Annotated in this window: 10 protein-coding genes and 1 pseudogene; 7 read left to right on the top strand and 4 right to left on the bottom strand. The window is 38.8% G+C overall.

Features of this window, described 5'->3' with window-relative positions:
• The first annotated feature begins 1 nt into the window (after position 1).
• From MSMTP_RS04085 to MSMTP_RS04105, 5 genes are all read left to right on the top strand, one after another.
• Positions 2-1,480: a class I adenylate-forming enzyme family protein gene (locus MSMTP_RS04085; protein WP_048182644.1), complete on the top strand. Its 1,479-nt coding sequence runs from the start codon at positions 2-4 to the stop codon at positions 1,478-1,480.
• Positions 1,461-2,465 (top strand): hypothetical protein, encoded by a 1,005-nt coding sequence (locus MSMTP_RS04090; protein WP_048182648.1) that lies wholly within the window; start codon positions 1,461-1,463, stop codon positions 2,463-2,465. The genes MSMTP_RS04085 and MSMTP_RS04090 overlap by 20 nt, the downstream gene beginning before the upstream one ends.
• Before the next feature lie 345 nt (positions 2,466-2,810).
• Positions 2,811-3,809 (top strand): NAD(+) synthase, encoded by a 999-nt coding sequence (gene nadE / locus MSMTP_RS04095; RefSeq protein ID WP_082090486.1) that lies wholly within the window; start codon positions 2,811-2,813, stop codon positions 3,807-3,809.
• Positions 3,810-3,889: 80 nt separating this feature from the next.
• Positions 3,890-4,630, top strand: coding sequence for a 3-oxoacyl-ACP reductase family protein (locus MSMTP_RS04100; protein WP_048177946.1), 741 nt, complete (start codon positions 3,890-3,892; stop codon positions 4,628-4,630).
• Positions 4,631-4,986: 356 nt separating this feature from the next.
• A complete protein-coding gene (locus MSMTP_RS04105) occupies positions 4,987-6,279 on the top strand; it encodes an IS701 family transposase (RefSeq protein WP_082090487.1) in 1,293 nt (430 codons plus the stop codon).
• A gap of 212 nt (positions 6,280-6,491) precedes the next feature.
• Here MSMTP_RS04105 and MSMTP_RS18335 read toward each other — a convergent pair.
• From MSMTP_RS18335 to MSMTP_RS04125, 3 genes and pseudogenes are all read right to left on the bottom strand, one after another.
• A pseudogene (locus tag MSMTP_RS18335) lies at positions 6,492-8,157 on the bottom strand (IS1634 family transposase).
• A gap of 794 nt (positions 8,158-8,951) precedes the next feature.
• The gene (locus MSMTP_RS04120; protein WP_048177950.1) at positions 8,952-10,841 is read right to left on the bottom strand and encodes a hypothetical protein; all 1,890 of its coding nucleotides are present in this window, start codon (positions 10,839-10,841) and stop codon (positions 8,952-8,954) included.
• Positions 10,842-11,476: 635 nt separating this feature from the next.
• Positions 11,477-12,754, bottom strand: coding sequence for a flippase (locus tag MSMTP_RS04125; RefSeq protein WP_048177951.1), 1,278 nt, complete (start codon positions 12,752-12,754; stop codon positions 11,477-11,479).
• 473 nt (positions 12,755-13,227) lie between these two features.
• Between MSMTP_RS04125 and MSMTP_RS04135 the strand changes: the two genes are divergently transcribed.
• Both MSMTP_RS04135 and MSMTP_RS04140 read left to right on the top strand, forming a co-directional pair.
• Positions 13,228-13,746, top strand: a complete 519-nt coding sequence (locus MSMTP_RS04135; RefSeq protein WP_197076135.1) for an acyltransferase — start codon at positions 13,228-13,230, stop codon at positions 13,744-13,746.
• Positions 13,747-14,285: 539 nt separating this feature from the next.
• On the top strand, positions 14,286-14,801 hold the full coding sequence (locus MSMTP_RS04140) for a metal-dependent hydrolase (RefSeq protein WP_231582910.1): 516 nt from the start codon (positions 14,286-14,288) through the stop codon (positions 14,799-14,801).
• Positions 14,802-15,146: 345 nt separating this feature from the next.
• Here the strand turns inward: MSMTP_RS04140 and MSMTP_RS04145 are convergent, their stop codons facing one another.
• Positions 15,147-15,800 (bottom strand): acyltransferase, encoded by a 654-nt coding sequence (locus MSMTP_RS04145; protein WP_231582911.1) that lies wholly within the window; start codon positions 15,798-15,800, stop codon positions 15,147-15,149.
• Positions 15,801-15,946 lie beyond the last annotated feature (146 nt).

Below are 15,946 nucleotides of genomic sequence, written 5' to 3' on the forward strand. Positions count from 1 at the left end.
TATGAGGATCGATGCTTATATCGCGGAATATGCCAGAAGAACTCCTCAGCAAATAGCTCTGGAAGAAGGCAAAAAATCCATCTCCTACAACTGTCTCGATGAAGATATAGATACTATTGCTTCGTCTATGGGGGACTTCGGGCATTGCAGGTTTGCAATCCTGGCAGAGTCAGGCATACAATACATAAAGATTCTCATGGCAGTATACCGGTCAGCCAACATTGCAATACCTCTTCCGATCGAATTCCCGAAATTCAGTCTGGAGCAAATTCTTGATAATGCCCACGTCAATAATATAATTGCAACAGAGGCACAGTACTCTAGATATGGTGAGGACTTTTTTGGGCGTTTTGGAACGGTTGTTGTTGTTTCAAATGACACTTCAGTAAAGACCCTGCGTAAAAATATAGTAAATGAGGCCAACAATCCGGAACTGAGGCTGGTGCTGTACACGTCTGGCACGACAGGCACTCCAAAAGGGGTCATGTTAAGTGATCGAAATCTGGTAGCAAATGCAGAATCGATAATCGAGGTTCTCAGCATAAGTTCCGGTGATAAGGGCGCACTGGTAATATCTCCACACCACGCTTTTGGTAATTCCATAATCGATTCCCACCTGATGGCCGGGGGGGCTGTCAGAATCGGAAGCATGAATTTTATGGAATCTACATTCAGCTTGGTTGAATCAGGGGTATCCGTATTCTACGGAGTGCCAAGTACTTATCGGATCCTCCTCCGCTATCCAGAGAGGTTCAAAAAGGCATTTGAAAATGTCAGGACTGCCGCATCCGCAGGTGGAGGAATGGACGCATTAACCGTGAAAGAGATAAACGAGTTGAGTCCCTGTACGGTGATTCTGCCGATGTATGGCCAGACTGAAGCTACAGCACGCCTGGCATACCTGCCACCAGAGGACGTGGACGAGTTCGTTGATACGATAGGCAAGCCGATTCCCGGCGTTATGCTTGACGTATTCGATGATGAAAACAGGTCGGTAGGGCCGAACATAAGGGGGGAACTGGTTGCCAGGGGTGAGAATATTCTATTAGGTTACCTGGACGACGAGATCGCCACTGAGAATAAGCTCATAAATGGGTGGATGCACACGGGAGACCTTGCACAGAAATTACCCAATGGTTATTTCAGGCTGCTTGGCCGCAAGGACGACCTCATTAAAATAGGCGATCACCGCGTGAATCCGAGGGAAATTGAAAAACACATAGAGAATAACACTGAGGTTTCCAGGGTTTTTGTCGTACCGGTTTCCCACGAGCTTATGGGGACTGCGATCAGCCTCATGATCATCCCGAAGGAAGGGACAGAAGTTGATGCTCTTTTTTCATTCTGCCGGAAGAATTTGCCCGGGTACCTGTGTCCCAGGGAGATACTTTTCATCGACCATCTCCCATTAAGCGAGAATGGGAAGATATCCAATCGGTCAATTATAGGGGAGTACCAAAATGTCAAGAATAGTGTGTAAAAAGTGTGTTCTGGACTCGGATATGCCAGGCATAGATATCAATGAGGAAAGTGGGCTCTGTCATTTTTGTGAGACGTATGTCCCTCTTTCTGCGCAGGACAAGAGGGAATATCTGGCAAAAATGGAAGAACTCTTCAAGGAATACGGAGGCAGGGGTAAGTATGATGTGGTTTTTGCACTTTCCGGGGGCAAGGACTCTTCATACACACTTCACAAACTCAAAAAAGAATATCCTTTCCTGAAAGTCCTGGCTGTCCAGTTCGATAATGGTTTCATATCTGACAACGCGGTAGAAAATGCGAAAAAGATGTGTAAGCTCACAGGATCTGATTATTTTAAACTAACAATGGAAGATGAGGTCCTGTACGAAACTTTCCGGAAAGCCGCGGAATCCCGCGATGCATTCCCCAAGTTAGCCAAATACAGGGCCAGCGACATATGCAACACCTGTATTAGTATCATCAAGCAGAAGTTGATAGAAGAGGCTATTGTTCAGGATGCACCTTTCATTATGTTTGCCTTCACACCGGGGCAGTCTCCTAATCCCATAATCCCCCTGAAGGCTAATTTTATACGGTGGTCCAGGAACATTTTTGAAAAACAACTTCAAAAAATTGACATTGATGATAGGGATGAGAGGTTCCTGATTAAAAACGAGGTTATTGAAAATATGGGCAAGGAGGGACCGAGGATGCTTCATCCTCTGTGTCTGTGGGATTATAACGAAGGTAAGATTCTGGAGTCCCTGGTGAAGATCGGGTGGAACCCTCCGGATCTCAATGACAGCAATTCAACCAACTGTACATTGAATTCTTTTGCCTGTTATAACCATCTGGAAAAATACGGGATCCACCCGTATGCCTTTGATATAGCAGGAATTGTCCGAAGTGGGGATATGTCAAGGGAAGAAGGCCTGGAAAAACTTCACCAGGAGCTATCACAACCACTGATAGAGGAAGCTGCAAAGAAACTAAATTACGGGTGAATGACTCTCGAAACCTGTTACTTGATATTTGATATCTGATATTTGATATTTGATATCTGATATTTGATATCTGATATTTGATCTCGGTATCTATTCGTTGCTGTTCAAAACCTTGACACAGGTTGCTTAAAATACAGCTCCTTCCGGTTGAGTTAAGAGCATTCCATAATTAATGCTATTTCCTCAAAATCAGTGGTAGCTATTTCCTCAATCCCCACATGTAAAATTTCTTAATTCACAATGTTGCGTCAAAGTCTGTAATATTATATCAAAGTTTGTAATATAATGTCAATTAAACGTTAACGATCAAATGTCAATCATCTGACCATTATGGGGGGCAATATCATGCAAATGATAGATTCGCAATTAATGGACATACAAATAATGGACAAACTTAACGGGAACATTGAAAAGCTTGCAATGGAGCTCAGGGGCTTTATCAAAGACCAGGTTGCCGGTTTTAAGAAAAAGGGGGTGGTAATAGGAGTTTCGGGAGGAGTCGATTCCGCTGTAGCTCTTACGCTTTCCGTCCGGGAACTTGGAAAGGAGAACGTTTACTGTCTGCTTCTTCCTGAAAGGGAATCGGCTCCTTCGAGTAAAACCCTCGGGGCAGAAATCTGTGAAAGCCTAGGTGTGGCTTATGAAGAGGTACCTATCTCCCATATACTGGAATCCCTTGATATCTATGGGAGGAAGGACATAATCATAAAGAAGACCTGCCCGGAATATGACCCTCAGGTCCACAAAACATCCCTGGTACTGCCTGATTTCCTGAACCAGGGATTGTTGAACGTCCCGTATATACAGTTGATAAAAGACGGGGAGACAGTTGGAAAATACAGGTTGAAGGCAAGTGATTATCTGGAACTTATCGGACTTCAGAACGTCAAACAGAGGTCCAGAATGATAGTCCAGTATATGTACGCTGAGAAGATGAACTATCTCGTTTGCGGCACGACCAACAAGACCGAGATGGTCCTCGGCCAGTTCGTGAAATACGGGGACGGAGGTGTGGATATTGAACCTCTGGCGGATTGCTATAAGACCCAGGTCTACTCTCTGGCAAAATATCTTAATGTCAACGAAGAGATTATACGGAGGCCGCCAAGTGCTGACACCTGGAGCCACTACACCTCTGATGAGGACTTCTACTGGCGCATGCCCATTCATGTAATGGATCAATTACTGTATGGTCAGGAACATCAAATGCCCGTAGAAGTAATTGAGAAGAACACCGGACTGTCCGAAGAGACCATACTCAAAGCTCAAAGGCACATTGCTAGAATAAAAGGTACTACCGAATATGTGCGGGCCGCCGCACCTATCTACTCTCTGGATAGTTAAGCCGCAGCTTTTCCCCGGCTGGTTGCTTCATGGGCCGCTCTCCGGCTGGTTAAGTACACGAGGTAGGTACAGGAGGAAAAATGCTTACAGGCAAAGTGGTGCTGGTAACAGGTGCAAGTAGGGGGATTGGAAGAGCTACAGCCTTGCTGGCAGCAGAGAACCATGCACATGTGATCATAAACTACAACCGGAGTGAGGAAAATGCAGTTGAACTTGTGGACCTGATTCGTGGGAAAGGGCTCCAGGCTTCGTTGCTCAAGGCCGATGTCTCATCCGAAGCCGAGGTAAGGGACATGTTTCGGGCTATTCGGGAGAAACATTCCAGTCTCGATGTGCTGGTAAACAATGCGGGGATCATGCAAAATAACCTTCTGATGCTGAGCAATACGGAACTCTTCGACCGTACCATCGCCACTAACCTGAAGGGGACGTTCCTGTGTGCCAGGTACGCATCAAACCTGATGAAGAAGCAGGGTGCCGGCAGGATTATCAATTTATCTTCCACCATAGGACTCCACGGGAATGTCGGGCAGACAGTATATTCTGCAAGCAAGGCTGCAGTTGTCGGATTTACAAAATCCGCAGCAAAGGAACTGGGCAGGTATGGCATAACTGTCAATGCCATCGCACCCGGTTTCATTGAAACTGACCTTCTCAAAGATCTCAAACCTGCTCTCAGGGAAAAAATGATTTCCAATATCGCTCTCGGACGTGTCGGTATTCCCGAAGATGTTGCAAAGGTGGTATTATTTTTGAGCTCGGATCTCGGGGAGTATGTTAGTGGAGAAGTCATTGTAGTCGACGGCTGTCAGATTATGTGATTGTGGGCCATAACAGCGTTTATGGTGCTGTCATGGCTTTTATTTCAGGACTTAGAGTAAGTATTTAACGGTTTTTTGAAGGTCTTTAGTGATGGTATGTATTCTTTTTCGAATTCGACCTCATTTATGGGGTGAATAAATCGTGTTAAATATTGGTCAATTCAGTAGCTTAAATTTCTTAGCCAATGACCTATGAATAGGATTTTATTCATCTTAAGTAACTTGACTTTGTCACATTCCCTTGGATTTTCCAGCGAAATCTATAACATTGAAACTATAGATTCGTTGTCATTAATGAGATAACTTCTGATTTTATCCTGTCAAATCGGATTTCTGTAGAAAAACTCTTTTTTGATATGCATTTCGATTCTTGTTTTCAAACAAAAACTCGTTCTTGCATTTCGAAATGCATTGATTACCTTAAAGGCTTGATTCTCCTGCCAAGCAGGAGAAATCTGAGAAAGATGGCAATTTATAGCTCCAAAAGGTCTGACAACCAAGCTTTAAGCCACTTTCTCTCAAACTCTCCATGGCCTCATAAAAACCTTCTCAGATCGGTTCGAACAAAAGCCATTGAAACTATAGGTCCAAATGGTGTTATTATACTTGACGAATCAGGTATGAAAAAATCGGGAAACAGTTCTGTTGGAGTCTCACGCCAGTATTGCGGCAACCTGGGAAAGGTAGACAATTGTCAGGTTGGTGTCTTTCTTGCTTATTTTAAAGGAGGCAAGAGAACATTGATCGATTTCAGGTTATATCTGCCTGAAAACTGGGTAGAGGATAAAGAACGTTGTTTGAAGGCGAAAATACCTCCTGAAAAGATAAGGTTCCAGACCAAGTATGAACTTGGACTGGAAATGATTGATAACGCAATAAATGAGGAAATCCCTTTTTCCTATGTCACAATGGATGGGTTTTATGGAGAAAATCCAACGTTACTGACTGAACTTGAAAACAGAAGTATAACCTTTGTTGCGGATATAGCTTCTAATACTCAGGTTTATCTTGAAGAACCAGTTGTTGGAATCCCTGAGAAAAAAGGATCAAGGGGAAGACTTCCTACTATACCTAAAGTGTTGAATATTTCACCTATAAAAGTGAGTTCACTTTCCAGTTTACGAGATAAATGGAAACTGATCAAAGTTAGAAAAACGGAAAGAGGGCACAAAAAAGTCTATTTTAAAGCTTTACAAGTCTGGAGAAGGCAGAATGAGCTTCCTTGTGAAAAGCCGTTATGGCTTCTCATAAGTAAAGATGCAAAAACAGGGGAAGTAAAACACTCACTTTGCAATGCAGCAGAGAATACTTCACTTGAAAAGCTTGCAGAAATGCAGAGTTCAAGATACTGGGTAGAGAGAGCGTTTCAGGACGCAAAACAGAATTGTGGAATGGATGAATACATGGTTAGAAGCTGGAATGCATGGCATCATCATATGGCGATGGTAATGCTTGCAATGCTTATTTTGATCTCATACCAGATGAAATTCAGAAAGTTGCACAATCAAGTTTCAATTCCTGCTGTCATTGAAATCATGAAGTTTCATAATCCTCTGAAAGTGATGAATGCTACACAACTTGCCATGAAAATAAATCAGGATAATGAGATGAGAGTTAGGGCAAGGTTAAGCAGGTTAAAAGGATCATAATATTTGAGATTTGATTGAAATGGGCTGAATTCTTGTTCCCGATACTGGTAAGTATATAATTTTGGTGGAAATGGGTGAAAATTTGTAGAAGATAAGGTTCTCAATTAAGAGAGATAGAATTTGACTTGACTTTCAAAGATGCATGATTTTCCGTCATCAAGCGACTATATTTGTGTAGGCCTAAGAAATGAATGATCCTAATGATAGCGTTTTTATTGAGATGGCAGGTATTTTCCCAGGTTCAAGAAAGAGAATAATGATGCTTGCTTTGTGCTCATCTCCTCCATAATTATTTTACTTTCATTTGATTTTTTTTCCTGGACAACCGCCAGCCTTATTTCCGACAAATTTTCAATGAGTTTCCTCATAGATAATCCATATCTTTTGGTTTCCCAGGCTAAATATCTGTAGAAAAGTAAGCCAATTATGGACAGAAACACATGAACTCTAATATTTTCGTCTTTATGGTGATAAACAGGTCCTACAGGGACAAGCAAGTGATCGTTCAATAGCTTAAAATCATCCTCTATAGCGCCTTTGTTGTTGTATGTCTGCACAATTTTTTTGGTATGCCACTGATGTTTATCTGTAAACAGTAGATTTTTTCCAAATGATTTTTCACACTTGTTTTCATTTTCCTCATCAATCCAGAACTTTAACTGGGGCTTTTTCTTACCTTCCGGAACATCAGTTATTTCATATTTCACTTCAGTCCTGTACTTTTTGATAATTATGTCAGCAACCTCTTTTTCCACGCTGCTTCTGTTTCTTGCTTTTCCTCTGTTGCTTTCCAGTCTCTTCTGTAGATCCTCCAAATTCTCAATTATTTTTGATTTATTTGATTCATAAGTTCTTTTTTGAAGTTTGTAAGTTCCTTCGTTGTAGGTTATCACGGTTGTAAACTCGGTCCCGTAAAACTGGTGCGTTGTCCGAAATCCATAAATTTTATTGTCTTTTGAAGTCTCATATAAATGTTTAAATTTGGAGAGGGGAATATCAAGCAGCTCTTCGGCCTGATTTGCTTTTACAGCCCCTACAAAATTCATCTTTGAAGTTACCTTCTCAATGTTGTCCTTAGAGTTGTTTCCTTTATCAAAAACAAGAACAAAGGTCTTCCGAACAAATATTCAACTCAGACAGACGAGTTATTATTTTGTCTATTAGGCCTGAAAATTCCTCTGAATCATGAACATTTCCAGGATATGTTTCGTGAATAAAAGGGATGTTATAATCATTTGCAGCCAGTGCTACAGACACCTGATTTTTGTCTTTACGATGCTTTTTGTTATACCCTTTATGAAGAAGTTCACTTTTTTCATCATGATTGGTAGCATAGGTAAACCAGTTTGATTCATCCACAAATAGTACAGAGGGAGTCAACCCCTTTTTTACAAGAACTTGGCACAGATCGTCCTCGATTTTTTTCATTGTGTCAGAATCGATGTAGCTCATTTGATTCAAGAAATTCTGACAACTTAATCTGTGTGGAAAGTTCCACATAAAAGCTAAGGTGGATTTATTGAACCATTCTTCGATACCGTTTTCACTTAGAACTCCATGACTTTTTCCTATAATATCAAGTAAAAGATATTCCCCTACACTCAAACCATCTATTGACTTTTTTTCAGTGTGACTGTTTACGATATCAACAAATCCAAATTCTTCATTCACATGAAGAAGTGCGGCAACTTTGCCGTATTCAAAGGATCTAAGTTTAATATAGGGCAATGATTCACACAGGTTTTTCATCTCAAGTATCTTTTCTGCGTTGCCCAGATAGACCTGAAAAATAGTTTTCACTTTTCCATTAACTCTACCAGTTTTAACAATATACCAGTATGATTTACCGTTGATTAATTTCTGTTTTAAAAAAACCATATAGTTTATTTAGGCATTACATATATAAATACTTTTTGAAAAAAACAATATCAATAGACTTTTTAAAGTGAATTAGATACTTAGGCTCTACAAACGCATTTTTTGAACACGTTCTCTTGCTATTGATTTTTGTGGAAAATCAAGGGGAAAATCGCGTTTCTTTGAAAGCTGAGTTTGAGAATAGATAAAGAATATTAATTTTTTAAATTGTAGGGGAAATTGGATGAAATATGAAAGTATGATCTGGAAAAAGAGGTTAATCTGACAATGTCAAGGTAATCAAAAAAATGTAATCTATAATCAAATTCATCATTTAACTGACTTGTCCGACATGTTCTTTTAAAAATAACCTTTCTCTTGCTATCTTTTTTAGGTGATTGCTCAAAAATTCACAATTATTATCTCAACTGAATCTTCGGGAAATTGAAGTTGGAAGCTGCCAATGAAGGCATGAGGTCGAAATATATGGGACATTTTGAAAACATATGTTTGAATGGCCTGGGAAGTTCCCAGAAAAACGACAGCTAAAAAATTGTGGAAATTAAATAGACAGCTGTGGGAAGTGGGATTTAACGATTTTAGAGTTATTACCCATCCCCGCAGAAAGTTTCGGGTATTTGGCTGAAGCAAATACCGGGTAAATTCACATCGATCCCAGAAACTTGCATCCAATAAGCACACTTTTGAATTTTATCGATTCCTTAATGGTGCAATGCTCTGCAGAGGATGGGATACGTAAGTTACAATCCAGGGACATGATGGTATGTCCTGCAGGTTCCGGAAAATCCAATTACTCAGGGACCATGGTTAAATCCTGTAACACTTTTTGAATCGTAAATTTTGTTATACATTATTAAATCGTCCCATAATGTGCCTTCCTTGTAATAATAAACTAAATTGCCTTCCCATGTAGTTCCAGATACAAATTCTTCACCAGGTGCTGCATATAATTTCAAAGGTCTTTTTTCTAACTCGGATTCTCTAATCAAAAAGATGTCATCCGGTTCATCCCTTAATATTTTCTTGTTTGTACTGCCTACCTCTATAATATGGCTTTTATCTTTGTATTCGGAAAAGGAATAATAACGAGAAGTCACATAATCAGCCATCACATATCCTTCAGTGACAGAAGCGATATGTTCGAAACTTGTCTCTTCTTCATTGGTTAAATAATACGTATAAAATGGTCTTTTAACTAAAGGATTATCTGATGCAGTAAAGTCATTTGACACGGTTAGGAATGTCATTGATATAAACAGTATTACTGCAAGAATTTTTAAATATTTTTTGGATTTCGAGTACATTTCATAAAATCCAATTGAACCGGTTAATCCGATAAACAAAAAAGTATATTCTCCAAACCTTGCAAGATTAAAATTACTGGCAAGCTTATTGAAAAGCAGAGTTGGGCCAGGGAAGGTGATAGCCACTGTAAAGAGTCCTATCATGCAGAATATTTTTCCAAAAGTGGATGCCCTCTTTGATTGCAACGTTGAAAAGAAACCAATTATTACAAAAAGTAACAGTGGAGTATATTGTAAATAATTAAACAACTCACTTAATGGTGTATAAAATACAGATTCTGTTAGTACTCCGGAAGGTGCAGACCTCGTGATGTTGTACACTAAAGTCTCAAACAATATTATTCCGTAATATAACCAGTAAACTAACGTCATGCATATTGCTAAAATTATAAACTTGAATGATAGAAGAGATTCATCATTCTCCTTATTATATATTTTTTCCAGAAAATAAATCGCAAACAGGATCGATAATACAAATGGCATTGAAGCCGTGTGAAACGCAATCAACGAAAAGACAAGGATGATAGCTGCGAATACTTTTGCCGGATTTTGCGGGTCCAGTAAGACTAATATTAGCATAATCTCTAAAAATGACACAACGCTCCTTGGAATCGATTGCATCCCATAAAGTATAACTTCAGGGTAAATAGAAACAAATAGCGCTGATAACAATGCGATTTTACTATCTTTAAATATTTTTATTGAAACAAGGTATGAGACTACAGGTACAAAAGAATAGATTACTCCATTTGTTACGAACATTATTTTTTGAGCAGATAATGAGATTCCAAGGACATTTTGCATAAATGCGCATAAAATATGCCACAGAGGAAACGGTTTGTATACATCGAATATTTCAGTTACAAATGCGGCATTTATTACACTTTCTATAAGTTTCAAATGGCCAATCGGATCTGTTCTTCCAATGAAGAAATCATAATTTAGAGTCACTCCCCAAATTATATTTACAGTTAGGATCACCATTTGAAGCAGGATAATGGGCACTTTTTTTTCTGACACTTCAAACATTAGTATTTCCAGTAATACTAAACCGTACATGACTGCAATGACCAGATAATAGGCAAATGGTCTAACATCAAATACCTGGAGCAGGCTTATTGAAATAAAAAAGAAAATAAAATAAATACTGACAAAAGATGAAAATAATTTAGGATTAAATGTCTCAAAGCTGGTTTCGTTTCCTTTTAGTTTTATGTGGATTATTGGTGCCAGAATCATAGGGACTGCAAGATAGGTTCCCAAAAGAGAAAGATTACTCTGTCCAAGAATTAACGGAATCGTTACTCCTGCAACTCCTAAAATAGGGAGCAGGTAGAGAAAAGTTTTACTGATTAGTGTGAAGTTATTCAATCTGGCCATACAGTTCACATCTGAATCATAGTCACAATTTCAATTTTAGTTAATTGACCAACTCAGTTTCAAAACCCGGTGTGTTAGAACCGGTTTTCTCGGTAACACTTACTTTCCAGGTAGCTTCAATGCCGGAATCGCCCAACTAATGGAATTTGATGAAATAAGGCATCTTCAGCCCAACTCATTATTTTTTATAAAAGAGCTGAGACTTTTGAGAATGTCTAATCTCTATGGTGTTTTTCCTCCCCCACAAAGGAAATATGAGATATTAGTGTAATTGCTTCCAAATTAGTAGGCAATCATAATTACTCTCGAGAATGTTTGATCTCTCTATGGTATTTTTCCTCCCCCACAAAGGAAATCTAAGATATTAAGTGCCCGCTACGAAATAACCTGTGCAACTTATTATTCATTGTAACTTCAATTGGAGGCCTTGATCTTGTAAATCAAGATGTTCAATCGGAAATATGCAGAGGTTGTTTTGCAACGAGTTCGAAGTTCAATTATTTACACATTAGAAAGCCGCCACTTCGTGTAATTAATCTCAAGAACGTTCAACCTCTCTATGATAATTTTTCCCTTCCCCCAATAAAGGAAACACGATATGTCAGGTGTAACAGGTTCCATTTTGGACTATTACTTTATGCAATGTATGGAAGTTTTGGTATATATAGTTTTATGAAGTATACTCTTACTAACGCTGTGAATATTAAAGAGGTGGATGTGGCAATTGCCGCTCCTGTTATTCCGTATTTAGGTATCAGGATGATATTAAGCACCACGTTCATCAGTGCACATATTAACGATATTTTAAACATGACATTCACTTTTCCTATACCTGGCAGGGTACCATTAATAGAAGAAATGGGACCATATATCAAGCTTCCAACTAATAGAATTAATAGGGGCTCGTATGCCGATAGAAAATCTTCTCTAAATAACATCTCGATCAAAAATTGACCTAGCAATAAAATTGATAGAGAAGCAAATAAGGTAATCACGAAAACTCTTAGTACAGTAATTTTTATCAGTTTGTTTATATTGAGATAATCGTTTTTCCCATGGAAATTTGCTATAGCAGGGGTTATTACTTTTTGGACTGAGTCGGGAATTAGCCTTAATCCTTCTATAAAAAGTACCGCAACAGCATAGTACCCTACCTCAGTTTCATTCATAAAATGCCCCACCATAAGGCTGTCGATCTGTACATTAAGCATCGCTATGGAGTCTGCGAGGACGATATAGAGCCCGAACCATAAGACTTTATTTAAGACTGTGCGCAGGATTGCCTGTTCAGAAGTAAAGTACTCTCTGATGAAGGTCAACGATAGCAGCCCTACCACAATTGTCGGTGCAACCAAACCGATTACTGCACCCTTAACACCCATGTTCAGAAGCATCACCAGAACGATTGACACAATCATAACTGATCCATGCTGAGCGATGTTCACAACGGCATACCGTTTCATCTTACGCAGACCATTTAGAGTACCAATGACTGCTTTCTGCATGGCTATGAAGGGAAAGCATAACGCCGTGATCTTCAGAAGATCAACCATTTCAGGGTTGTGGAAGAACTGAATCGAAATAAATCCCGATAGCAGGTACATCAGTACACTCATAAAAGATCCGGTTACAATAGACCCAACGATTCCAGAGGAAACAAAACTCGTGATCTGAGGCAGGTCATCATTATATTCAGCAACGTATTTGATCAAAGCTGTACTAATTCCGAATGCTGCATACTGCATGCCGAACATGTAGATCGTAAAGACCAGGGTGTATAAGCCGAGTCCCGAGGGTCCCAGTTCCTTCCCTAATACAATTCTAAGCAGCAGATGTGCAAAAGAGGCTGTCGCAAGACTGATGAACGACCACTGTACATCTTTCATCGTTTTGCTGAATTTTAGATTGAACATTGGATTGACCTTTGAAATCTAAAAGATAAGTAATGATAAATTAAAATTATATCATATAAATGTTTGAGGATCTAAATTCCGAATTTTGGCTCTGTAGAAATCCTCAATTAACGCAAATCATCTCTATCACTTCTTTGCATATGTGCCATTCATGATGGCAATAAGCTTTACAAAGTTACGATGGTCCGTACTTATATAGCCCTTCAATAAAACAAGAAGTAAAAGCTGATGTTGGGTATAAACTCCTTTGGAATATTTGCAGGAATAAAGGTTCAGTCTGGAAGACCGACCTGTCTTCAAACTGATCTTAACAAATTTAATATACATATTTGATCATATAGAATACTCCTTCATTTTTTGTGGGGACAAAAAATGAGGACCTCGTATAGTTCCAATTTTTATAAAATTCTCACTAAAAAATTAGTTGGGATTTCTACAAAGCCGGGGAAATAATTTTCAAAATTGAGAGGGTGGTGCAAATAAAAATTCGAAAAATAATATCAAATGCTCTTAATTCATTAAGGCTTTTTTACTACAGATTAATCGGGATTAACATTGGAAAATATACCTATATTTCACCAAAGGTCTATATAGATAAATCTGAGAAGAATCTTATCGAAATTGGTGAAAATTGCTATATTACTCGAGATTGCATAATACTCTGCCATACTCAAGCATATCAGGGTGGGCCATTAAAATTATGGGGTTCAAATGAGAGAGGAAAGGTAAAAATTGGAAATAATGTTTTTGTTGGAGTTGATAGCGTTATTCTACCAAATATAACTATTGGAAACAACGTAGTTATTGGAGCGAAGTCGCTTGTTAATTCAGATATCCCCCCAAACTCGATAGCATTTGGAATTCCCTGCAAAAAAATAAAAAATTTAGATGAAGTGATTTCAGATATCCCCCCAAACTCGATAGCATTTGGAATTCCCTGCAAAAAAATAAAAAATTTGGATGAAGTGATGACAGCTGGAGATAGTAAATGAAACCTGGATTGATGGAATAAAATTGTTTATTACAGGTATGGACCCTCTAATTTAAGATCTAGTGGCACGAAACTTATTATGACTTCCGCAGTTGCCTGCAAAGCAGACAACTTTTTAATTTTTGCCATTCGTATGCCAGGGCATATTTTCGATATCTAATAAATTGAGTTACAGCATTTCTTATCTCTACTTTGTTTCAAATCATTACTTCAAGTTCTTATTCTTTGCATTTCAAACCTTAGAAATACTCTTATTGCCATCATAATATGTGCTCTCAACACATCATTTCCCCTTATCTGACGGCGCTCTACTCTACAGAACTGTTCTAGTCCTCTATGATACTCTTATTCTTCGATGTCATCAGACCAGAAACGTCATTCCGATGGCTTTCAAATTTCATCCAATATTCTAATGTAATATTTTTAAGAGGACAAGACATCCCTATATACCTTTAATAAAATATTCTAATTATGCCTTATCCAGTTGCACATGTTCTATTCTTTGTGTTCTGTATCTGCGCAGTAGCAGTCTATGTTACTGTGGGGGAACTCTTCCGCAAGGAACTTTCCCCGAGGGGCATCAAACAGATCCTATTACTACTATTTGTGGGTGGTTTATGTTCACTGTTCCCGGATAGCATAGTCGTTTATAACTTCCTAATAAATGGAACTCTTGAACACTGCTGGATCGGCCCGATCCCGACACATTCATTATTATTCAGTTTTTCTGCAATCCTATCTGGAGCGTTTATCGGATATATAGTATATCGGAATTTTGGGAAGGCCGTATATATGAGCCTTTTTGCCGAGGCTGCGTTCCTTTCACACCTGTTGCTAGACGATATTGATGAAGGCGGCGTGGTTTATTTTTATCCGATATACAATCAACCAATCAGTGTGTTCTCGTATATGGGTGTGGGTTTTTTAGAAGTTAATTTAGTCCATTACTTGATAGCATCTTTTGTGTCTGTTTTCTTTATTTACACAATAATTATGATGGCATTGTTTGCATTGAATCGTTTTGGTTTTGAGTTCAGATTCAGATCCGAAAAGTGATCCCTATCCCGAGTTTCGCAGAATTTGAAACTTTGTATTTTTTCAGGCGGGCACAAAATGTGGCCAAATAACTCTGGTGGATAAAATCATTTAGCAGAAAAAGAAAAAGAAGAATTCCGTCATTAAATAATTCATTCCTTTTGTAAATCCGGATTGGAATAATTGTATGAAATTCCAAAAATATTTTTGAAAACTGTAAACTGGGTTTGCCTGGCAAAAGCCGGAGAATATTACATCAAAAGAGAATAACCAAATTCATGAAAAAGTTAGGGATATTAATCTAAAGTTACTGTTAATCAATTGATAATCTGTCGCTACACTCGCGGATAAAAAGGGTGACAACTGTCAAAGCCGGGTCTTAATTCTACCAGTAACATCCGGTCGTGAGGGGGAGTTACTGTCCGTGTCTTGAGAAACAGATTCATTAGATTTATTCTGATGGATTTGGGACTCTTCATTTTGCTGATGGTTTTCATGAATTCCTCCCCAGGACTCAACATCCAGCTTTTTTACAACTCGAGCCGGGAATCCCAGAGCAAGACTATTCGGAGAGATATCACGACTAACCACTGATCCAATTCCGATTATAGAATTTTCCCCGATTTCAACCCCTTGCGTGATTATACATCCTGGATTTACACCAACACCGCCCCCGATTTTTATGGGGGCCATGCTTCTTGGATAAGCATCTCTAGTGGTTAAACTGCCTCTTGTGTGGGCAGACAGTATACAGCGATCCCCAATTTCGGCATAATCTCCTATAGTGATTAATTCAGGGTGAATCCTATCAAAAATCACATCATACCCGATGTATACATTTTTACCTATATTTACGCCTCTCATTTTATGAAATTTCGCTCTCCAAGAAGGGACTGGAAGACATGAGGCAAGTCTTTCCAAAACCCAATTTTTGAAATATTTCATCCCAAACAGGATTTTATTACTCTGATAATAATCAGCTACTTCACTATAAGTTATTTTATCCCTGTCAGATATCACGGTAGTCCCCCCATCTTACGGTGAAAATCACATGTCTCACTTACAATTACTCTTCCACCAATAAATACATATTTCCTGTACCCTTCTCTATTATGTCTATCAAAGTGACAGCACCATTTATTTTGGGACAAACGTTCTACTGGTTT

The organism is Methanosarcina sp. MTP4, assembly GCF_000970045.1.
Lineage (GTDB): Archaea > Halobacteriota > Methanosarcinia > Methanosarcinales > Methanosarcinaceae > MTP4.

Coding starts and splice junctions, on each gene's coding strand:
- MSMTP_RS04085 (WP_048182644.1), top strand. CDS start 2: ATGAGGATCGATGCTTATATCGCGGAATATGCCAGAAGAACTCCTCAG.
- MSMTP_RS04090 (WP_048182648.1), top strand. CDS start 1,461: ATGTCAAGAATAGTGTGTAAAAAGTGTGTTCTGGACTCGGATATGCCA.
- nadE (WP_082090486.1), top strand. CDS start 2,811: ATGCAAATGATAGATTCGCAATTAATGGACATACAAATAATGGACAAA.
- MSMTP_RS04100 (WP_048177946.1), top strand. CDS start 3,890: ATGCTTACAGGCAAAGTGGTGCTGGTAACAGGTGCAAGTAGGGGGATT.
- MSMTP_RS04105 (WP_082090487.1), top strand. CDS start 4,987: ATGCATTTCGATTCTTGTTTTCAAACAAAAACTCGTTCTTGCATTTCG.
- MSMTP_RS04120 (WP_048177950.1), bottom strand. CDS start 10,841: ATGGCCAGATTGAATAACTTCACACTAATCAGTAAAACTTTTCTCTAC.
- MSMTP_RS04125 (WP_048177951.1), bottom strand. CDS start 12,754: ATGTTCAATCTAAAATTCAGCAAAACGATGAAAGATGTACAGTGGTCG.